The sequence below is a fragment of the Microbacterium sp. R86528 genome (assembly GCF_044596335.1).
GTDB lineage: Bacteria > Actinomycetota > Actinomycetes > Actinomycetales > Microbacteriaceae > Microbacterium > Microbacterium marmarense.
In genome coordinates, this window is the sequence record NZ_CP138996.1 from 1,905,915 (window position 1) to 1,926,331 (window position 20,417).

General features: G+C 60.6%; 18 protein-coding genes and 2 tRNA genes. 13 read left to right on the forward strand and 7 right to left on the reverse strand.

Annotated elements, in window-relative coordinates; all coding sequences use genetic code 11:
• Nucleotides 1-48 precede the first annotated feature (48 nt).
• From recF to SJY18_RS08930, 8 genes are all read left to right on the forward strand, one after another.
• Nucleotides 49-1,206: a DNA replication/repair protein RecF gene (gene recF, locus SJY18_RS08895; protein ID WP_396667288.1), complete on the forward strand. Its 1,158-nt coding sequence runs from the start codon at nucleotides 49-51 to the stop codon at nucleotides 1,204-1,206.
• Entirely contained in the window at nucleotides 1,199-1,690 is a 492-nt protein-coding gene (locus SJY18_RS08900) for a DUF721 domain-containing protein (RefSeq protein ID WP_396667289.1), read from the forward strand. Before recF ends, SJY18_RS08900 begins: the two co-directional genes overlap by 8 nt.
• Nucleotides 1,691-1,814: 124 nt before the next feature.
• On the forward strand, nucleotides 1,815-3,851 hold the full coding sequence (gene gyrB / locus SJY18_RS08905; protein WP_396667290.1) for a DNA topoisomerase (ATP-hydrolyzing) subunit B: 2,037 nt from the start codon (nucleotides 1,815-1,817) through the stop codon (nucleotides 3,849-3,851).
• Nucleotides 3,852-3,894: 43 nt separating this feature from the next.
• Nucleotides 3,895-6,453 carry a DNA gyrase subunit A gene (gyrA, locus tag SJY18_RS08910; RefSeq protein ID WP_396667291.1) on the forward strand — a complete coding sequence of 853 codons (2,559 nt, stop codon included), beginning with the start codon at nucleotides 3,895-3,897 and terminating at the stop codon, nucleotides 6,451-6,453.
• Complete coding sequence (locus tag SJY18_RS08915; protein ID WP_337336693.1) at nucleotides 6,450-6,854, forward strand: DUF3566 domain-containing protein; 405 nt, start codon at nucleotides 6,450-6,452, stop codon at nucleotides 6,852-6,854. Before gyrA ends, SJY18_RS08915 begins: the two co-directional genes overlap by 4 nt.
• 87 nt (nucleotides 6,855-6,941) lie before the next feature.
• A tRNA-Ile gene (locus tag SJY18_RS08920) sits at nucleotides 6,942-7,015 on the forward strand.
• 16 nt (nucleotides 7,016-7,031) lie between these two features.
• Nucleotides 7,032-7,104, forward strand: a tRNA-Ala gene (locus SJY18_RS08925).
• Between the two features lie 308 nt (nucleotides 7,105-7,412).
• Entirely contained in the window at nucleotides 7,413-8,492 is a 1,080-nt protein-coding gene (locus SJY18_RS08930) for a linear amide C-N hydrolase (RefSeq protein ID WP_337336694.1), read from the forward strand.
• A gap of 235 nt (nucleotides 8,493-8,727) precedes the next feature.
• On the opposite strand, the gene SJY18_RS08935 is transcribed toward SJY18_RS08930, so the two are convergent.
• Nucleotides 8,728-9,288 (reverse strand): DNA helicase, encoded by a 561-nt coding sequence (locus SJY18_RS08935; protein WP_337336695.1) that lies wholly within the window; start codon nucleotides 9,286-9,288, stop codon nucleotides 8,728-8,730.
• A 95-nt stretch (nucleotides 9,289-9,383) separates the two neighbouring features.
• Here SJY18_RS08935 and SJY18_RS08940 point away from each other — a divergent pair, with 95 nt between their 5' ends.
• Nucleotides 9,384-9,956 carry a peptidylprolyl isomerase gene (locus tag SJY18_RS08940; protein WP_337336696.1) on the forward strand — a complete coding sequence of 191 codons (573 nt, stop codon included), beginning with the start codon at nucleotides 9,384-9,386 and terminating at the stop codon, nucleotides 9,954-9,956.
• 246 nt (nucleotides 9,957-10,202) lie between these two features.
• Nucleotides 10,203-10,856: a rhomboid family intramembrane serine protease gene (locus tag SJY18_RS08945; protein ID WP_396667292.1), complete on the forward strand. Its 654-nt coding sequence runs from the start codon at nucleotides 10,203-10,205 to the stop codon at nucleotides 10,854-10,856.
• 133 nt (nucleotides 10,857-10,989) lie between these two features.
• On the opposite strand, the gene SJY18_RS08950 is transcribed toward SJY18_RS08945, so the two are convergent.
• On the reverse strand, nucleotides 10,990-11,229 hold the full coding sequence (locus SJY18_RS08950) for a cell division protein CrgA (RefSeq protein WP_337336698.1): 240 nt from the start codon (nucleotides 11,227-11,229) through the stop codon (nucleotides 10,990-10,992).
• Between the two features lie 54 nt (nucleotides 11,230-11,283).
• On the opposite strand from SJY18_RS08950, the gene SJY18_RS08955 reads away from it, so the two are divergent.
• The 3 genes from SJY18_RS08955 to SJY18_RS08965 are packed head-to-tail and all read left to right on the forward strand — an operon-like array spanning nucleotide 11,284 to nucleotide 12,906.
• Complete coding sequence (locus tag SJY18_RS08955) at nucleotides 11,284-12,090, forward strand: class E sortase (protein WP_396667293.1); 807 nt, start codon at nucleotides 11,284-11,286, stop codon at nucleotides 12,088-12,090.
• Nucleotides 12,090-12,245, forward strand: coding sequence for a hypothetical protein (locus tag SJY18_RS08960; protein WP_396667294.1), 156 nt, complete (start codon nucleotides 12,090-12,092; stop codon nucleotides 12,243-12,245). Before SJY18_RS08955 ends, SJY18_RS08960 begins: the two co-directional genes overlap by 1 nt.
• A complete protein-coding gene (locus tag SJY18_RS08965) occupies nucleotides 12,238-12,906 on the forward strand; it encodes an anthranilate synthase component II (RefSeq protein ID WP_396667295.1) in 669 nt (222 codons plus the stop codon). Before SJY18_RS08960 ends, SJY18_RS08965 begins: the two co-directional genes overlap by 8 nt.
• Here SJY18_RS08965 and pknB read toward each other — a convergent pair.
• Genes pknB through SJY18_RS08990 form a run of 5 tightly spaced genes read right to left on the reverse strand, consistent with a single transcriptional unit; the run spans nucleotide 12,888 to nucleotide 20,414 of the window.
• Nucleotides 12,888-14,585 carry a Stk1 family PASTA domain-containing Ser/Thr kinase gene (pknB, locus tag SJY18_RS08970; protein ID WP_396667296.1) on the reverse strand — a complete coding sequence of 566 codons (1,698 nt, stop codon included), beginning with the start codon at nucleotides 14,583-14,585 and terminating at the stop codon, nucleotides 12,888-12,890. The two genes, SJY18_RS08965 and pknB, sit on opposite strands and share 19 nt — an antisense overlap.
• The gene (locus SJY18_RS08975; protein ID WP_337336702.1) at nucleotides 14,582-16,327 is read right to left on the reverse strand and encodes a serine/threonine-protein kinase; all 1,746 of its coding nucleotides are present in this window, start codon (nucleotides 16,325-16,327) and stop codon (nucleotides 14,582-14,584) included. Before SJY18_RS08975 ends, pknB begins: the two co-directional genes overlap by 4 nt.
• Nucleotides 16,324-17,781, reverse strand: coding sequence for a peptidoglycan D,D-transpeptidase FtsI family protein (locus tag SJY18_RS08980; RefSeq protein ID WP_396667297.1), 1,458 nt, complete (start codon nucleotides 17,779-17,781; stop codon nucleotides 16,324-16,326). The genes SJY18_RS08975 and SJY18_RS08980 overlap by 4 nt, the downstream gene beginning before the upstream one ends.
• A complete protein-coding gene (locus SJY18_RS08985; RefSeq protein ID WP_396667298.1) occupies nucleotides 17,782-19,179 on the reverse strand; it encodes an FtsW/RodA/SpoVE family cell cycle protein in 1,398 nt (465 codons plus the stop codon).
• Entirely contained in the window at nucleotides 19,176-20,414 is a 1,239-nt protein-coding gene (locus SJY18_RS08990) for a PP2C family serine/threonine-protein phosphatase (RefSeq protein ID WP_337336705.1), read from the reverse strand. The genes SJY18_RS08985 and SJY18_RS08990 overlap by 4 nt, the downstream gene beginning before the upstream one ends.
• Nucleotides 20,415-20,417 lie beyond the last annotated feature (3 nt).

Here is a 20,417-nt window from a genome sequence, read left to right on the forward strand (position 1 = left end):
TCACTCGATTCGATCGCCGTTGTCGAAGGCGCCGGGTAGTCTGACCCGGTGATTGTCGAGCAGCTAAACCTTGTCGACTTCCGCAACTACGCGGCAGCCGATGTCGCTTTGGCGCCCGGGCCCAACGTTTTCGTGGGACGAAACGGTCAGGGAAAGACCAATCTCGCAGAGGCAATCGGATACTTTGCGACCCTCGGCTCACACCGGGTCTCCACTGACGCACCGATGGTGAGGGATGGCTCCGATGCCGCGATTGTTCGCGCGAGACTCGCACATGGGGAGCGAAGTGTGCTTCTCGAAGTGCAAATCAACCGTCAGGGGTCGAACAAAGCCCGCGTTAACGGTGCCGCGGTGAAGCCGAACGAGCTGCCACGATATGCCCAGGTTGTGCTGTTCGCGCCCGAAGACCTTCAAATCGTTCGTGGAGATCCATCCTCCCGACGCAGGTTCGCCGATCAGCTGCTCGTGCAGCGCTCACCAAGGCTTGCGGGCGTTCTCGCCGACTATGATCGCGTTCTGAAACAGCGCAACGCCCTGCTCAAGTCCGCGAGGTCTCGAGGAGTGCGGGGTGAGGGGCTGGCGACGCTCGACGTATGGGACGAAAAACTTGTCACCCTTGGCACAGAGGTGATCGAAGCCAGAGTCGCACTCGGTGTTGAGCTTTCAGGACCACTCGCGACTGCCTACTCATCCATCGCCGGTGCCGACCATCAACCCCAGATCGAGTGGGCACTCTCTGTTGCGGGTGCTGATCCAGAAGACGACGGCGGACTTTCGACGGTGGATGCTGCGCCGGGCCGCACTGCGGAGCTGTTTCGCAACGCTCTTGCTGACAAACGCGCTTCAGAATTGGACCGCGGTGTGACCCTGGTGGGACCTCACCGAGATGATCTGCTGCTGCGAGTGCGAGGACTCCCGGTCAAAGGCTACGCCTCACATGGGGAGTCATGGTCCGTTGCTCTGGCGCTGCGACTTGCTTCGGCCGAGCTGTTGCGCGCGGAATCTCAACTTGGCGACCCAGTGCTCATACTCGACGATGTTTTTGCCGAACTTGACGCCGATCGTCGCACGAGACTCGCAGCGCTGGCCGGTGCGTATGAACAGGTTGTCGTCACCGCAGCGGTTGAAGAAGACGTGCCGACCGCGTTGAGGGCGAGAGTCGTACGCGTGCACGCGGGACAGATAGCAGACGCCCACCATGACTGATACCGCCGACGAGATTCCTGAAACCGTAGCCACATATCTGCGGCTGCGCGGGCTTGCTCCTTCGGCGCGGTCATTCAAGCGACGCAAACGGCGGGCCGTCGACGAAGAGAACATTCCGTTTTCTGCCGGCAGAGATCCCAAAGGGATCTCGGACGTCCTCGGAGATCTCACGAGGCAGGCCGGCTGGGAGCCACAGCTCGCACGTGAAGATGTCGTTCGTGCCTGGGCAGAGGTCGCGGGAGCAGAGACTGCTGAACGCACCAGGCCGGTCGCGTTCTCGGAATCCACCCTGACCATTCAGGCTGATTCGACGGCTTGGGCGAAACAACTCCAGCTGATGCGAGCGCACATCCTCTCGGAGATCGTTCGCCGCTTTCCTGAAGCGGGGGTCGAGACCATCCGTTTCATCGGACCCGACGTTCCCTCTTGGAAATGGGGCCACAGAACGATTCCAGGGCGTGGCCCGCGCGATACCTACGGATAAACCACCATCTGGGTTGTCTTAGGTAATTTGATCGCGTCACAGGGGCGCAGAACCCGCAAAGATCGGGCTCTGGTTGGTAGACTGTCAGCATCCTCGCCTATCGATGTGGAGCGCTCGAACCCTTATGACGTCTGAAACCCCCGAAAGCGTTCCCACGGAACCCGAAACGCCAGTAGAAGCGACAGTTCCGAATGAGTACGGGGCCGATGAAATCCAGGTGCTAGAGGGGCTCGAAGCGGTCCGCAAGCGCCCAGGCATGTACATCGGCTCGACCGGCGCGCGTGGGCTGCACCACCTTGTGCAAGAGATCGTCGACAACTCCGTCGACGAGGCGCTCGCTGGGTACTGCGACACGATCGATGTCACGATTCTCGAAGACGGCGCCGTGCGTGTCATCGACAATGGGCGAGGCATCCCTGTCGATATGCACAAGACCGAGGGAAAATCGACCGTTGAGGTCGTTTTGACGGTGCTGCACGCCGGTGGAAAATTCGGCGGCGGCGGCTATGCCGTATCGGGAGGTCTGCACGGTGTTGGCTCCTCGGTGGTCAACGCGCTTTCGACGCGTCTCGAAGTTGCCGTGAAGCGTCAGGGCTTCGTATGGCGACAGTCATATCGGGATGGTGGATTTCCGCAGGCGCCTCTGGCTCGAGCCGAAGAGAGTTCCGAGACCGGAACCACCATCACGTTCTGGCCCGATGCGACGATTTTCGACACCGTTGACTTCGACTACGACACATTGCGCACGCGCTTTCAGCAGATGGCGTTCCTGAACAAGGGACTGCGCATCAACTTGCGCGATGAGCGCGTCGAGCTCTTTGTCGAAACCGGCGAACCCGGCGAAGAACAGCTGGGTCCGCGCGAAGACAGTTTTCTCTATGAGCGAGGACTCGTTGACTACGTCGAGCACCTCAACAAGGTGCGCCACGCTGAAGTGGTCAACGACGAGATCATTGACTTCGAAACCGAAGACACTGAGCGCAAGATCGCACTCGAAGTCGCCATGCAGTGGACGACGAGCTACACCGAGAACGTCTTCACATACGCGAACACAATCAACACCCACGAAGGTGGTACGCACGAAGAAGGTTTCCGAGCCGCGCTGACCACCCTCGTCAACAAGTACGCGCGCGCGCAGAACCTTCTCAAAGAGAAGGACGACAACCTTTCGGGCGATGATGTTCGTGAAGGTCTCACGGCCGTCATCTCGGTGAAGCTCTCTGAACCGCAGTTCGAGGGGCAGACCAAGACGAAGCTCGGCAACACCGAAGCGAAGGCTTTCGTGCAGAAGGTGGTGGGTGATCAGCTCGGTGACTGGTTCCAGCGCAATCCCACCCAAGCCAAGAATGTCGTTCGAAAAGCGATCGACGCCGCTACCGCGAGACTCGCCGCGCGCAAGGCCCGTGAAACAGCACGGCGAAAGAGCGTATTCGAGTCGGCTGCAATGCCCGACAAGCTGAAGGACTGCACGAGCAAAGACCCAGCGATCAGTGAGATCTTTCTGGTTGAGGGTGACTCGGCCGGCGGTTCCGCCGTTCAGGGACGCGACCCGCACACTCAAGCGATTCTGGCGTTGCGAGGAAAGATCCTCAACGTTGAGCGCGCACGCCTTGATAAGGCGCTCGCGAACAAAGAAGTCCAGGCGATGATTCAGGCCTTCGGCACCGGCATCGGCGAAGATTTCGATATCGACAAGGCTCGTTATCACAAGATCGTGTTGATGGCGGATGCTGATGTCGACGGTCAGCACATCACGACCCTGCTGCTGACTTTGCTGTTCCGGTACATGCGCGGATTGATCGAGGCAGGATTCGTCTACCTCGCGATGCCGCCGCTGTATCGACTCAAATGGACGAACGCGCCACACGAGTACGTGTATTCAGATCGGGAACGCGATGCGCTTCTCAAGGATGGGCTCGCCAATGGCCGCCGAATCCCGAAGGATGCCGGCATTCAGCGCTACAAGGGTCTTGGTGAGATGAATCCCAAAGAACTGTGGGAAACCACGATGGATCACACGACTCGCACCCTTCAACAGGTGACGATCGACGACGCCGCGGCCGCGGATGAGATCTTCACCGTGCTTATGGGCGAAGACGTCGAGTCGCGGCGCGGGTTCATCCAGCGCAACGCAAAAGACGTTCGCTTCCTCGACATCTGATTCTCGATTCTGCCCCGCGGCAATCGAACACCGAAAGTGACAAATGACTGACGAAGAGCGTCCCGAAAGCTACCACGAGCACGGCAAGATCGACCAGGTCGACCTGCAGCTCGAAATGCAGCGCAGTTACCTCGACTACGCGATGGCCGTCATTATCGGCCGCGCCTTGCCTGATGTGCGCGATGGTCTAAAGCCGGTTCATCGTCGAGTGATCTACGGCATGTATGACGGGGGCTTCCGTCCCGACAAGTCGTTCTCGAAGTGCGCGCGTGTCGTCGGCGAAGTCATGGGTCAGTATCACCCACACGGTGACACTGCGATCTATGACGCACTGGTGCGGCTGGTGCAGCCCTGGTCGATGCGCTACCCACTCGCACAGGGGCAAGGAAACTTCGGTTCACCAGGGAACATGGGCGCAGCTGCGCCTCGATACACCGAAACGAAGATGGCTCAGCTCGCGCTCGAAATGGTGCGCGACATCGAAGAAGAGACCGTCGACTTTCAAGACAACTACGACGGCCAGACCCAAGAGCCGTCAGTCTTGCCGGCCCGATTCCCGAACCTGCTCGTCAACGGTTCCGTGGGAATCGCAGTGGGTATGGCAACGAACATCCCGCCGCACAATCTGCGCGAAGTCGCCTCGGGAGCTCTATGGGCACTGGAGAACCCAGAGGCAACTCGCGAAGAACTGCTCGAAGCGCTCATGCAGCGCATTCCCGGGCCCGATTTTCCGACCGGTGCGCAGATTCTCGGCACGAATGGCATTCGTGAGGCCTATCGAACCGGCCGCGGATCGATCAAGATGCGCGCAGTCGTGTCGATTGAAGAACTGCAGGGTCGCACCTGCTTGGTGATCACCGAACTGCCCTACCAGGTCAACCCCGACAACCTCGCGGTGAAGATCGGCGACCTCGCGCGCGACGGCAAGATCACGGGAATCGCAGACATCCGCGACGAGACCAGCGACCGAACCGGACAACGCCTCGTCGTCGTGCTCAAGCGTGATGCTGTTGCGAAGGTTGTGCTCAACAACCTCTACAAGCACACCCAGCTGCAAGAGAACTTCGGCGCGAACATGCTCGCGATCGTCGATGGAATCCCTCGCACTCTGCCGATCGACGGTTTCATCTCGCTGTGGGTTGACCACCAGATCGAAGTGATCGTGCGTCGCACCACGTACCGTCTGCGCAAAGCCGAAGAGCGCATGCATATTCTGCGGGCGTACCTGAAGGCCCTCGATGCGCTTGATGAAGTGATTGCGCTGATACGTCGTTCACCGACCGTCGACGAAGCACGCGCGGGCCTCAAAGTGCTTCTTGAGATCGACGACATTCAGGCTGACGCCATCCTCGCGATGCAGCTGCGTCGTCTGGCAGCACTGGAACGTCAGAAGATCATCGATGAGGCGACCGAGCTTGAAGCTCAGATCGCCGACTTCAAGGCGATTCTGGCCGATCCGACCCGCCAGCGCACCATCATTCGCGATGAGCTGACTGCGATCGTCGACAAGTTCGGCGACGATCGTCGCACGCAGATCATGCACGGCTTCGACGGTGACATGACCGACGAAGACCTCATTCCAGAAGAGGAAATGGTCATCACGGTTACCCGCGACGGCTACATCAAGCGCACGCGCAGCGACAACTATCGCCAGCAGCATCGCGGCGGGCGAGGTGTGAAGGGTGCGCAGTTGCGCGCCGATGATGTCGTCGAGCACTTCTTCGTCACGACGACGCACCACTGGCTGCTGTTCTTCACCACCAAGGGCCGCGTTTACCGGACGAAAGCGTACGACGTTGCAGAAGCCGGTCGTGACGCAAAGGGACAGCACGTTGCGAACCTTTTGGCACTCCAGCCAGACGAAGAAATCGCTCAGGTGCTTGACATCCGCGACTATTCCGTCGCCACCTACCTGGTGTTGGCAACTCGGGCTGGTCTGGTGAAGAAGACCCGTCTCACCGAGTACGACACCAACCGCCAGGGCGGAGTGATCGCTATTCGTCTGCGTGAAGGCGACGAAGTAGTGAGTGCGCTGTTCGTGGACGAAGGCGATGATGTTCTCCTCATCAGCCGTCATGGCATGTCGGTGCGATTCACCGCGACCGATGAGGCCCTTCGCCCCATGGGCCGAAGCACCGAGGGTGTAAAGGGAATGTCGTTCCGCGAGGGTGACAGTTTGCTCTCCGCATCGTTCGCGCGCGACGCGGGCTACGTCTTCGTCGTGACAGAGGGCGGCTATGCCAAGCGCACGGCAGTCGATCAGTATCGAACCCAGAGCCGTGGCGGACTTGGCATCAAGGTTGCCAAGCTGAACGACGATCGAGGTGAGCTGGCGGGCGGTTTGATCGTCTCGGAGCTGGACGAGGTCCTTGTGGTTCTTGCCAGCGGCAAGGTGGTACGCTCTGCCGTGGCCGAGGTGCCTGCCAAGGGTCGCGACACCATGGGTGTTGTGTTTGCTCGTGCGGGCGACGATGACAAGATCATCGCGATTGCGCGCAACGGCGAGCGGAGCTTGGCCGAGGCCGCACAAGAAGCGGTTGAGCCCGAGCCCACCTCTGACGAAGCGTCTCCCGAGAACCCCGAAGAAAGTACTGACGAATGAGCACAGTAGCGGACAAGCTCGCAAAAAAATCGAGCTCCAAGTCGAGCAACAAACAAGTGCGTCTTCGCCTGGTCTACATTGACTTCTGGTCGGCAGTGAAGATGTCGTTCTTGGCAGCGATCGCTATCGCGATCGTCACCGTTGTATCGATGGTCATGGTGTATTTCGTCGTCGAGACGACTGGTTTGATCACTCAGGTTGACGAGCTGGTTGGCACGCTTTCTGACGGCAGTTTCACCCTGCAGCAGTACCTCAGCTTGCCGCAGGTGCTTGCGTTTTCGGCGGTCATCGCGATCCTCAATCTGATCGTGGTCACCGTGCTCGGTGCGGTTGTCGCCGGCATCTACAACCTTGCGGTCAAGGTGACTGGTGGGCTGCTGGTCGGGTTCACATCCAACTGACGGTTTGCAATGACGACTCGATTTCAGAAATCATGCCAAATCGGGTAAAGTCTTGGAGGTTGCCGACGCAAGGACAGCAACGAAAACGGGGCTATAGCTCAGGCGGTTAGAGCGCTTCACTGATAATGAAGAGGTCCCTGGTTCAAGTCCAGGTAGCCCCACGCAGTACCCCCTCACGGGGCCTTAGCTCAGTTGGTAGAGCGCCTGCTTTGCAAGCAGGATGTCAGGAGTTCGAATCTCCTAGGCTCCACAAATTACATGAAGACGCCGACCCGATGGGTCGGCGTCTTCTCTTTTGAGTTGATTGCGCGATCTGCGCCGCGAGCGCGTCGCCCGAGGCAGCTTCGACTCTTGCGGGCGACAACCCGGCGCTGGGTGAGGCGCTGGGTATTCGAGTGTGAAGCTCTCTGCCCGCGGCGGGTGATCTGGGGGTGAGATTTCGCCTCGAGCCCGCGACGCGTGATTCTCCCGTGCCAACATGCATAGAAAGCGTGAGGCAAGGGAGCGGGTATGACGACCGGCGCCGACTGAGATGCCTCTCAAGGAAAGGTAACGAGTATGTGCACGCGAGTTGTTTGGCCCGATGCCAATGGGTCAGTCATCGTTGGTCGGAACATGGACTTCCACATGGATTTGCTCTCCAACATCTGGAAGTACCCGCGTGGCATGGAGCGCACCGACGGCGTTGACGGAAACCTCTCCTGGACATCGAAGTACGGAAGCATCGTCGCGACGGCATTCGATCTGATCGCCACAGACGGCATGAATGAGCAGGGTTTTGCAGGACACATCCTGTGGCTTGCGGAGTCTGATTATGGCAAGCCTGAAGCAACCGCAACTCAGCTGAGTCAGGCAGTGTGGTTGCAGTACTATCTCGACAATTTCGAGACCGTGGAAGAGGCGGTCGCATGGACGAACGACACGCAGGTAGAGATCTCACAGCTGTTTGATCCGACCGGTCACCTGGTACCTACGCTGCACCTCGCTATCAACGATCCCTCTGGCGACTCGGCCATCATCGAATACACCGATGGCAAGCCGCGGGTGTATCACAGCCGTGACTACAAGGTCATGACCAACTCCCCCACCTTCGACAAGCAGCTTGAGCTTGTGAAGACGGTGGCGGGCCTCGGCGGCGACACTCCGCTCCCCGGCTCTACACTCGCGAGCGATCGGTTCGCACGCGCCTCGTTCTACGTCGAGCACCAGGTGCCGCCCAAGACGCAGGTCGATGCGATTGCAGCGATGTTCAGCATCATTCGCAACGCTGCACAGCCGTTCCGCACCCCGGAGCCGGGTAAACCAGACGCATCGCAGACGATCTGGCAGGTGGTGCTCGACCTGACGAACAAGCGTTACGTCTTCGAGTCCACGACGCGACCCGGGATGGTGTGGATCGACCTCGACAAGCTGAGCTTCAACAAAGACACCAAGGTGCTCAGGCTGGATCTGGTGAGCCGATTGATGTTGGAAGGCGGGCTTGCCGGAGACGTCAGCCACAAGTTCTCAGATGTGGGTGAAGCAGCCAACGAGGTTCTCGCGACCGGTGTTGAAGCCCTCGAGTTCATCGCAAAGAAGCAAGACGACTTCGCCGCCATCAAAGTCGCCGTGCAGGATCTGGTCGGTTCGTCCAAGTAGAAAACGGATGCGACAGCCGGTTCGATAGAACGACACGACTGCCCCTCTGCTCTGGAATGAGCAGAGGGGCAGTCTTCTTGGTGCAGGTCGGGGAGACGATCAAAGCGATGGACGCGAGATCAAAGCAACCGGCTGGCTGTCCCAAAGAAAAAGGCCGCCGGGCTCTCTCAATAGGGAGAGCCCGGCGGCGAATACACGGTTGAGCACCGAAACGGGGTCAACCAGCGTCGTGCTTTCAGGCGTCAGGTGCACGCAGCGGGTCGTCGGCAACCCAAAGCTCGTCATCGGCGCGCAACGTCTGCCAAGCGGCGTAAAGCACACCCAGTGCGGCGGTTACACCGAGGATGATGGCGATCGTTCCGCCCACACCCATCCGCTTCTTCTCGGGCTCCAGAAGCGACAGCTTTGCAGCGAGCTTCTTCGTGGCATCCTTCGAGTACTTGTCGGCCTTCTTGGCGTATGCCGCCGAGTCGACTTTTCCGAGACCCTTGCCGTCGGCGAGACGCAAACGAGTGTCGTTGGCGGCGTCCCACACCGAAAGCGCGGAGCCCACGACGGCGCCGGCGGCCGGAACAACGCGATCCGACAAGATTTGCTTTGAATAGTCGACGCTCTTCGCGTAGCCGGCCTGCACCTGCGGTGCGACCTGCTCGCGACCATAGTGGTTGAGCTGGCGACTTGCTTCGCGTGCAATGTCGGCGGCTTCACCCACCAACGTCTGTTGCGACTCCCACAGGTTGTTCGCCTGTGACTGAAGCTTCTTGAGTTCCTTCGTGCGCTTACGGCTGAGGCTCACAATGCCCTCCCTGTCTTGGGGATGTCTGTCTCCCCATCTTGCCAGATGGTCAGCGTATCGGCAGAGCCTGGCGCGAACTCTGAGAGAATGGCACAATGACGATTCACACTGCTGTCGCAACGTTCCACACCAATCACGGCGACATTGTTGTCAACCTCTTCGGTGACCACGCACCTCGCACCGTCCAGAACTTCATCGGTCTCGCCGATGGAACCGGTTCATGGACTGACCCCGCTACTGGAAAGCCCGGTGAAGGAGCGCTCTACAACGGCGTGATCTTCCACCGCATCATCCCCGGCTTCATGATCCAGGGTGGCGACCCCCTCGGTCAGGGCGTCGGCGGTCCCGGGTACAACTTCAACGACGAGATCCACGGCGAACTGACCTTCACGGATCCGTACAAGCTTGCTATGGCAAACGCTGGACTTCGCCGCAACGCCATCACCGGCCAGGCCGAAGGTACCAACGGTTCACAGTTCTTCATCACCGTTCCTGGCCAGGGTGGCCGCGGCCCGGAGTGGCTGCAGGGCAAGCACTCGATCTTCGGTGAAGTTGCCGACGACGCTTCGAAGGCGGTCGTCGACGCGATCAGCGAGGTACGAACTGGTGCTGGTGACCGTCCAGTGGAGCCCGTCGTCATCGAATCGATCGACATCGTCGCCGTCTAATACCGGCGCATAAGCGAAAACGTGAGCACGAACGAGTTCCAGCGCAATCGCGACAACTTCTGCTACCGGCATCCGGATCGCCAGAGCTTTGTACTCTGCCAGCGATGCCTGCGGACGGTGTGCGCGGAATGCCAAACGCCTGCGGCCGTTGGCGTGGTGTGCCCGGAGTGCCTGCGTGATCAACAGAAGGCCCAGACACCGGCGCAGCGCACCGCGCAGCGCCGGTGGTCTCGGTCTCGTGCGGTCGTGGCTGACTCACGTCCGCGTGCCACATACGCAATCGTCGGCATTACGGCGCTGTCATTTTTGCTTCAACTGATCCCGGGTTTCGGTTCTGACATCTATGAGCCCGCGATGCTGTTTTGGGCGCCCTATCTCTACCCGGAGATCTCAGGAACGTTCGAGCCCTGGCGACTCTTCACCGTCGCGCTGGTGCATTCAGGACTCTGGCACCTCGGCCTGAACATGTTGGCGTTGTTCATGATTGGGAGAACTCTCGAGCCGATTCTGGGACGCGCACGGTTTGTCACGCTCTACCTGCTCAGCACGCTCGGCGGCTCGGTAGCGGTCGCACTGCTCTCATTCGCAACACCCGTCGTGGGAGCCTCTGGCGCGATCTTCGGGCTTTTTGGCGCGTTGCTCATCATCGGGCGTCATCTCGGCGCGAATGTGATGAGTATCGCGATCATCCTCGGAATCAACCTGGTGATCGGATTTCTGCCGGGCTACAACGTCTCTTGGCAAGCGCATGTGGGTGGTCTGCTCACCGGCCTGTTGGTGGCATTCATCTTCACGCGCACCCGAATGGCGAGTCAGCGCAGATCCCAGATCTGGTTGCTGATCGCGGTGGGAGCCGGACTTGTGGGACTGCTCTTCGTGCCGGCCTTCATCTACGGCTAGCGAGTTATCCACAGGTTCATCCACAGCTGGGGATGAATCACACCCGTGTAATTCGCCCGTGGCACCTTCTTGCAGACACGCAAAAGAGCTGCTCCGCCGAGGCGGGCAGCTCAGTGCCTAATAGTGCTGGGCGCTAGCGCCAGCGCGTCGTCATCAAGAAGCCGATGAAGGCGATCCCGAATCCGATCACGAGGTTCCACGCGCCGATGTCAGGGATCGGACCTGCGGAGCCGCTCAAGTAGAAGAAAAGCACCCACACGAGGCCAAGGAGCATCAGCCCGAGCATGATGGGCTTGAACCACACCGGATTGGGTGCCGCTTCGCCTTCTGCGCGCTCGATCAACGAGTCGTCGTCTTTGCCGGATCTTGCCATTGGCACAGTCTAACTGCCAGGGAGAGCACAGTGTTGCCCCTCTAGAATCTCCCTGTGAGTGAAGCGGCCTTTTTCGACACGAATGCCAGTGCTGATGGGCTGCGTGATCGATCACGACGTGCGCCCAAGAAGCGTCCACGCGCCACTTTCTTAGGCGTTGTGGGTGAGATTCTGATCACTCTCGGTGCCGTGACACTGCTGTTCGTTGCGTGGCAGCTGTGGATCGGCGACATCATCTATGGCGCAGAGCGAAACGCCGCTGGTCAAGAACTGTCAGAACAATGGGCTCAGGAGTACGAACCGCCCGCAACGACGCCCACTCCTAGCGAGGATGGCGACGATGCTCCAGCGACGGCAGATCCGGTCATTCTCTCCGAACCTGCTGACGGCGAGATCTTCGCGAACATGTACGTCCCGCGATTTGGCGATGACTACGTTGTGCCGATTGCCGGCGGAGTTACGCGAGAGACAACGCTCGACCCGATCGGCATCGGCCACTACCCCGGTACAGCGATGCCCGGCGAAGAAGGCAACTTCGCTGTCGCAGCACACCGCACCACCTACGGCGCACCCTTCAACGCCATCGCAGATCTGCACGTGGGCGATGCCATCGTCGTCGAGGTGGAAGAAGGCTGGTACACGTACCGCTTTCGCACCCTTGAGTATGTGACCCCGAGCGAAGTGGAAGTGTTGCTGCCCGTGCCGCAAGCACCGGACGTTCCCGCTGGCGGCAACTACATCACGATGACAAGCTGCAGCCCCATGTATTCGCTGGCAGAGAGAATCGTCGGGTACGGACTCTTCGAGTCGTTTACCCCGCGGTCCGAGGGCCCACCCACTTCGTTGACGGAAGGCGTCTGATGTACGCAGCGCTATGGCATGTTCTGCCCGGACCTTGGTGGTTGCGGGTCTTCTTCTTGCTCATACTGGCGGCAGCGGTCGTCTACGGGCTCTTCTTCTACGTCTTTCCGTGGGTGAGTCCGTTTATCGTTCCGCAAGAAGTCACTGTTGGCTGACGCTTCGGACCCGATCGCGCCAGTTCTCGTGGTCGACAATCACGACAGCTTCGTACATACCCTGGTCGGCTACGTCAACGAACTCGGCGTCGCGACAGACCTGGTTGAAGCAGACGCTGTCGACGATCCCGAAAATCTGGCCTCGCAGTACCAGGGCATCATCATCTCGCCGGGTCCTGGGACTCCCCTCGATGCGGGAGCGTCAATCGCCATCGTGCGCGCGGCAGCAACTGCCAGCATCCCGCTTCTTGGTGTCTGCCTGGGCCACCAAGCTATTGCAGAAGCGTTCGGTGCCACCGTCGAGCGTGCACCGGAACTCATGCACGGCATGACGTCGCTCGTACATCACGATGGTGACCCGCTCTATGCCGGACTGCCCGACCCATTCACCGCAACGCGGTACCATTCGCTGGCCATCCTCCCCCGATCATTGCCGTACGAACTAGTCGTGACGAGTCGCACCGAGGGTGGGGTGATCATGGGCATCGCGCACATGACTGCGCCCATGCACGGCGTGCAGTTTCACCCTGAGAGTGTGCTCACACAGGGCGGCTATCGGCTACTGGGCAACTGGCTCGCGTCAATTGGCTTTGCGGATGCTGCGGTTCGCGGCGCGGCATTGCGACCCCACCGCGGGGCAGGCTACGTGCCAGAGCAGTAAACGAGTGTGATTTCGGAGTGGATCGGTACATCTCCGGGAGCCAAGGACTGCGAGGCGACGACGGGGTCCGCGTTGGATGACGGGCACGAGGTGTCTTCTTGCGTCAGAACCGCGAGCTCGAGTGCTTCAAGATCACGAGTGGCGGCATTGACGGTGTAGCCGGTTACGTCGGTGATGGTTACTCGACCCGAGGCTACTTCGAGATTGACCGTAGATCCGATCGGCACGACGGCACCTTCAGGCTGGTCAGCCGAGATCACGGTGCCTCCAGGCAACGAAGGATCGTTGCGCTGAGTGACGATTCCCAACTCCAACCCCGCACTCTCAAGCGCAGCGGTTGCGGCGTCTTGACCGAGACCGTCGAGCGTCGGGACGGTGACGGTCTCTTTGCCCTCGGAGACGTAGACACGCACCTCTGAATCCGGAACGAGGGTCTCGTCTGCTTCGGGGTCCGTGCGGATGACGTTGCCCTCGGCGACCTGGGCGTTTTCTTCGTTGATGCGCACTGCAAGCAGCTCCGCTTCTGCCAAGGTCTCAATTGCGCGTTCATACGTCATGCCCGTGACGTCGGGCACCGTGCTCGCCGACGTTGGAGGAGCTTCGTCTGGACGAATCGAGAACACCCAGAACGCGATCGAAATTAGCAGTACTGCCAGAATTCCGACGCCCGTCCAAATCCATGCGACCGGGGGACCTGCCTGAGTGCGGGTCATCGTGGTGTCGGTGCTGAGCTGGCGAAGTGACCGAGCTGTCTCGGCCGCATGACGCGGATTCGGGCCGTAGAGTTCGCTGGTGAGCGTGCTGACCTGTCGCTTTGAAGGTGATCGACCATCGACCGTTGCATCGACGGCGTCACGGAACGACGCTGCGTCTTGGTAGCGCTGATACGGGTCTTTCGCCAGGGCGCGCAGGGCGACGGCGTCGAGAGAGCGCGGCACCGTGTCGTTCACCTCGGAAGGAGCGATCGGCGCTTCGCTTACGTGCTGGTAGGCAACAGCAACCGGTGTTTCGCCGCGGAAGGGCGGTCGACCAACGAGCAGTTCGTATAGCACCACGCCGGTGGAGTACACGTCAGCGCGTGCATCGACCGGTTCGCCTTTGGCCTGCTCGGGAGAGAAATAAGAGGCGGTGCCGATGATGGCTGTCGTTTCAGCAACGGTCGACGACCCGTCTGAAACAGCCCGCGCGATGCCGAAGTCCATGACCTTGACACCGCCGGCCTCGGTGATCATGACGTTGCCGGGCTTGATGTCGCGGTGGATCACCCCGGCGCGGTGCGAGTATTCGAGCGCTTCGAGAATGCCGTCGATGAACCGCACTGTGTCAGCGACGGGCACCGGCCCGGCCGCGATTATGTCCTTGAGCAACCTGCCCTTGACGAGCTCCATCACGATGTACGGAACCGGGCGGGTGACCCCGTCGTCACCGACCGCAGCATCTTCACCCGCGTCGTAGACACGCACGATGGTGGGGTGCGCCATGCGTGAGGCTGCTTGGGCTTCTAGCCGAAACCGCGTGCGAAATGCATTGTCGTTCGCCAAGTCGCGATCGAGCACCTTGATCGCGACCTCGCGGCCGAGCGTGAGGTCTTCGCCGCGGAACACCGTCGCCATGCCGCCGCGACCGATGACTTCATCGATGCGGTAGCGACCTGACAGCACACGTGGTTCGGCGGTCACGGCGTGGGTGTCGGCGTCGGGTCTGGTGCTGGGTCGGTAATCGTGGCTTGAGCCTGGCTGGATGCATCAGAATCGCGGCTCGTGCCGTTGCCGGTGCACGAGACCGTGTAGGTGACGAACAGCGATTGACCGGATTGATCCGCGACCACCAGATCAACCGGGCGATCGGTGGGCGAGAACGATGCTTCTGAGCCACCGGTAGTCGAGAACGTGCCGTTCACTGCTTTGAGGTTGTAGGCGCTCACGGTCCCGGTGCCAGATGGGCACGTGAACGCGCTCCAATTGACCTGCACGGTGGCGCCGGCTTCTACGGATCCAGCGGCCGAACCGCCGACCTCGATGGTGGGTGCGCTGGGTGCGCCGATAGCCGTCATCGGGCCGTAGTAGGTCAACACGAGTTCGCGTTCCTTGGGAACGTTTCCTTGCGGTTCGAAGGAGTAGACAGTGTCGACCTGATCTTCAGAAGTTGCCGCATTGCCTTCGGTGCACGTTACCGTCTCGATGCCAGCCTCGAGCGCGGTGTTTCGGGCATCGTCGCAGCTCATGCCGTTGAGTCCGAGAGCGTTCACATCGACTGTCTCGGAGGTCGGCGTCGGCGTCGGTGTGGGTGTCTGACTCCGAGTGGGCGTCGGTGTCGCCGTGGTCGTGCTCGCTGACGGCGTAGGTTCGGCGTCGCCGCCCCCAGCCAGCAGTGCCCATACCGTGCCACCGAGAACGAGCAACAACAAGACGATCAGCGCGATGAGCGGCCAGGTCCATGGGCTGCGCTTCTTCTTCTCGGGCTCACCGTCGGCATCGACAGGAAGATCTGTTGCAGACAGCAGTTGAGTGGTCGCCGAGGTCTGTCCTGAAGCAGTCAATAGCTTCGTCGAGTCATCGAGGCCGCCAGCAATCGCGGGAATGGCCACGATGGCTGCCGCGACGTCGCCGCGTCGCAGGGCCGCAGCGCCGTTGGCGACTGCCGCTGATGAAGCCGGACGATCCTCGGGTTTCTTGGCGATCATCGCCATGACGAGGTTCTGCACCGGTTCCGCGACCGTAGCCGGAAGCGGCGGCGGCTGCTCATTGATCTGCGCCATCGCGATCGCGACCTGCGATTCGCCCGTGAACGGACGTCGGCCGGCGAGGATCTCGTAAGCGACGATTCCCAACGAATAGGTGTCAGTCGCCGGAGACGCGGGATGGCCAGACGCCTGTTCCGGTGATAGGTACTGCACCGTGCCCATGACCTGTCCGGTGGCCGTCAACGGCACCTGGTCGGCAATTCGCGCAATGCCGAAGTCAGTGATCTTGACCCGACCGTCGGGCGTGATCAGAAGGTTTCCGGGCTTGATGTCGCGGTGCACCAGACCTGCCGCGTGGGCAGCCTGCAGCGCTGCCGCCGTTTGCGCCACGATGTCGAGCGTTTTGTCCGTCGACAGTGCGCCTTCACGCTCGAGAATGGTCGACAGCGCTTCGCCAGGAACAAGTTCCATGACCAAGAACGCGCTACCCGCTTCTTCGCCGTAGTCAAAGACACTGGCGATGCCCTCGTGGTTGACGAGCGCCGCGTGGCGAGCCTCGGCGCGGAAGCGCTCGAGGAAGCCCGGATCGCCCATGTACTCGTCTTTAAGAATTTTGATGGCGACAGTGCGGCCGATCACATGATCAGTCGCTTCCCAGACCTCGCCCATACCGCCGATCGCGATTCGGGAATCAAGCTCATAGCGGCCACCGAAGGTCACACCCTGCGTTGGTCTCATTTGCTTAGCACCGCCTCCATGACCTTCTTCGCGATGGGCGATGCGATGGAGTTACCGCTGCCCGTTTGTCCCTGCCCGCCACCATCTTCAATGACGACGGCCACGGCTACCTGAGGGTCATCAGCCGGAGCAAATCCGGTGAACCACAGAGTGTACGGATCATCCGCACCGTTCTCTGACGTTCCCGTCTTTCCGCCCACCTCGACCCCGTCTATTCTTGCACCCGACGCAGCACCATCACTGACATTAGCGACCATCATCGCGACCATTTCCTCTGCAACATCAGCTTCCAATGCTTGGGCGAACTCGGTGCTTTCGAATGTCTCTTGCGAGGTGAGGTCGGGGCCGATCACGCGTGAAAGCATCCTGGGCGTCATCACGACACCTTCGTTGGCGATTCCTGCCGAGACCATAGCCATTTGAATCGGAGTTGCTGTCACCTGACCTTGACCGAAGCCGGTGAGTGCGGTTTGGGCGTCATCGAGTGCTCGGGGATACACCGACGGGGTAGAAACCAGCGGGATCTCGACCGAAGAGTTGAAACCGTATTTCTCCGCCTCTTCGCGAATGACGTCGTCGCCGAGTTCGACAGCGAGCTCAGCAAAGGGAATGTTGCAACTGAGGCGAAGGGCGTCTGCGATCGTCACTTCGTCGCCATCGCCGCACGTGCCCCTACTTGCGTTGTAGACCACGCTGGTGGATTGCGGCAGGGTGTACGTCGATGGGTTGGGCAACGTGGATTCTGGGGTGTAGTCGCCTGACGACAGTGCCGCCGACGCGACCACGAGCTTGAAGGTCAACCCAGGAGGGTTGAGGTCACCAGCAATTGCGCGGTTGTACAGGGGATTGGACGGATCCGCGACGAGAGAGTCGTAGTACTCGTTCGTCGCATCGGCATCGTGAAGCGCGAGCAGGTTGGTGTCGAACGAAGGACTCGACACCATTGCGATCACGGCGCCAGTTTCGGGATTCAACGCGATCACGGCGCCTTCCAAGTCTCCCAGGGCCTCGTACGCAACCTGTTGCACTGCGGCATCCAGGGTCAGAACCACGTTCGACCCGCGCGGCGGTTGACCGGTGAAGATGCGCTCGACGCGCGAGAAGAACTGAGATCCGGCCGTGCCGCTGAGAACCTGATTCATCGACTGCTCCATGCCGGTGGCAGACCCGAGTACCGGGTTGATCCAGCCTGTGACGCTCGCCCACATCTCGGCGTCGGGGTAGACGCGCTGCCAGCTGTACACGTCGTCGGTGCTCACCGATGACGCGATAGCCGAACCGCTCGCAATGATCGAGCCTCGTTGCACCTCGTACGAGTCGTAGAGTGCGCGCTTGTTGTCAGGATTCTCGGCGAGTGCATCAGCGTCGATGACCTGAATCCAACTCGTCGAGGCAAACAGAGCGATCACCATGGCAAGGAGCACCAAGCTCACCCGGCGTAGTTCTTTTGTCATCTAGCCGATCACCACCCGGGGTCGACTGCGCACGGCATCTGAGATGCGCAGCAGGATGGCCACAATGATCCAGTTTGCAACCAGCGACGATCCGCCCGCTGCAAGGAAGGGCGTGGTCAGGCCCGTCAACGGGATCACTCGCGTTACGCCGCCAACCATGATGAATACCTGCAAACCGATCGTGAATGACAGTCCCGTTGCGAGGAGCTTGCCGAAGTCATCTTGACCGGCCAGCCCGATACGAATGCCTCGACTCGTGAAGATGATGTAAAGGCAGAGGATCGCGAACGCTCCGATCAAGCCGAGCTCTTCACCGAGGCTGGGGAAGATGTAGTCGCTCTCGGCGACGGGGGTGAGATACGGGCGGCCTTGTCCCAGGCCTGTGCCCAGCAGGCCACCATTGGCCATGCCGAAGATGCCCTGAACGAGCTGGTAACTGCCGCCCGGCGCTTCAATGACAGCGGGATCGAACGCGTAGATCCAGTTCTCGAACCGACTGCGCACATAGGGCAGAATCTGCGTGGCGACGAGTGCTGCCGCGACCACAAGAACGAGGCCCATAAGCACCCAGCTGGTCTTGCCCGTCGCGACGTAGAGCATGACGACGAACATGCCGAATATCAGCACGCCAGTACCAAGGTCGCGTTGCAACACGATGATGGCGAGCGAGATCAGCCAGACCACCATCAGGGGGCCGAGCTCGCGGGCACGCGGCCAGGTGAGTCCGAGGAATTTCGTTCCCACCGAGGTGAGGCTCTCTCGCGTGCGCACGAGATAGCCAGCGAAGAAGATCGCTAGCGCGATCTTTGCCAGTTCTCCCGGTTGGAACGAGAAGATGCCGACTGATATCCACACGTTGGCGTTGGCATTGGTGCTCAGGAATGGAATGAACGGCAGCAGCAGCAGTGCAATTCCCACGAAGCCGAAGATGTACGTATAGCGAAACAGCACGCGATAGTTGCGCAGCGCGTAAGCCACAATGAGCGCACAGCCGAGGGCGATTCCTGCCCACACGAGCTGTCGGGTGGAGAAGGAATCCCACCCGTGGCGGTCCCAATAGATGTCGAGGCGGTAGATCTCGGCGATGCCGAGTCCGGTGAGCAGTGTGGCGATCGGCACAACGAACGGATCGGCGTCGCGCGCACGCAGCCGCAGCAGAATATGCAGAGCCAACACGATCGCCGTCAGCGTGCCGCAGTAGATCAGGAACGTCCAGTCGAGGGCATCAGTGGCGCCCAGTTGCACAAGTGCGACCGCTGCCCCGTTGATGAGGAAGACGAAGATCAACAGCCCCAGTTCGCGGTTGCGCTGCGTTTGAGGTGCGCGCATCTTGCGCAGGGCGCGGATGACCGCCGTGTCGGTTGAGACGTCGCCGGCAGGTTTGGTGATGTTGCTCATTCGCCTCCTCCCGCGATCTCGCTGATTGAAGTGACGATACGGCGTGCGTCTGTGAGAGAGCTCGCCGAGATCGTCTGCTCAACAGTCGCCAGCGCGAAGTCCGAGAGCGAATCCAACGGAATCTCGGTGTCTTCGTACGGGGTCGACAACGAGATCGGACCGATATTCTGCTGCACCCCTTGGAAGATCACCACGGAGTCTTCGTCCGCCCCCACGAAGTACCGAGTCTGAGTCCATTCGTAGCTAAACCACAGCGCGGTGCCGATCATGCCGAGCACGAGAATCACACCCACGATCCAGCCGATGCGCCGTCGGCGATTGCGGCGTTTGTCTTCTTCGATGAGCTCTTCGAGAAACTCCGGCGCGGGCTCGAAGTGAGTGGGTTCATTGGCGGCCTGGCGATTCGGGTGCAGCCAACTGGTGCGGCTCGGCTTGGCCGCGGGAACTTCGATGCCGGTCGGGTTCGAAGCTGATCCGACGATGGTGGGTGTGCCTGAGAACAGTGGATGCTGCCCGCCGACGTCGACAATCACGATCGTCACGTTGTCTGGAGCGCCGCCATCGAGGGCCTGTTTGAGCAGGCTGTCGGCGGTGCGTCCGGGAGCGAGGCCGAGCGCCAGCGTTTTGCTCGTATGAGGGTCGTCGACAACACCGGTCAGACCGTCTGAGCAGAGCAGCCACCGATCGCCTGGCTGAGTCGGCATGATGAAGGTGTCGAGCTCTGGATTGGGATCCATGTCGCCGAGCACACGCATGAGCACCGATCGGCGAGGGTGATAGCGCGCTTCTTCTGGAGTGATGCGCCCAGAGTCGACGAGACGCTGCACGAAGGTGTGGTCGGTGGTGATCTGGGTGAGATTGCCATCGCGAAAGAGATAGATGCGCGAGTCGCCGATGTGCGCGATGACCGCATATTCGTCGACCATCAGCAGTGCGCTCACCGTCGTTCCCATGCCGGCCAGCTCGGGGCGCACATGCACGGTGTCGATCAGATCGGTTGCTGATTCGGTAATAGCGTCTTGCAGTGCGCGTTCGGCCACCGTCGTGGACTCGTAGGGCACGTCGAGTTGCTGAAGCCGAGACACGGCGAGGCTTGATGCCACATCGCCGCCAGCGTGTCCGCCCATGCCATCGGCAACCACGAACAGATTAGAGCCGGCGTAGCCGGAGTCCTGGTTGTTCGAGCGCACCTTCCCGGTGTGCGAGATGGCGGTGCTGGAGCCTTGAAAGACCATATG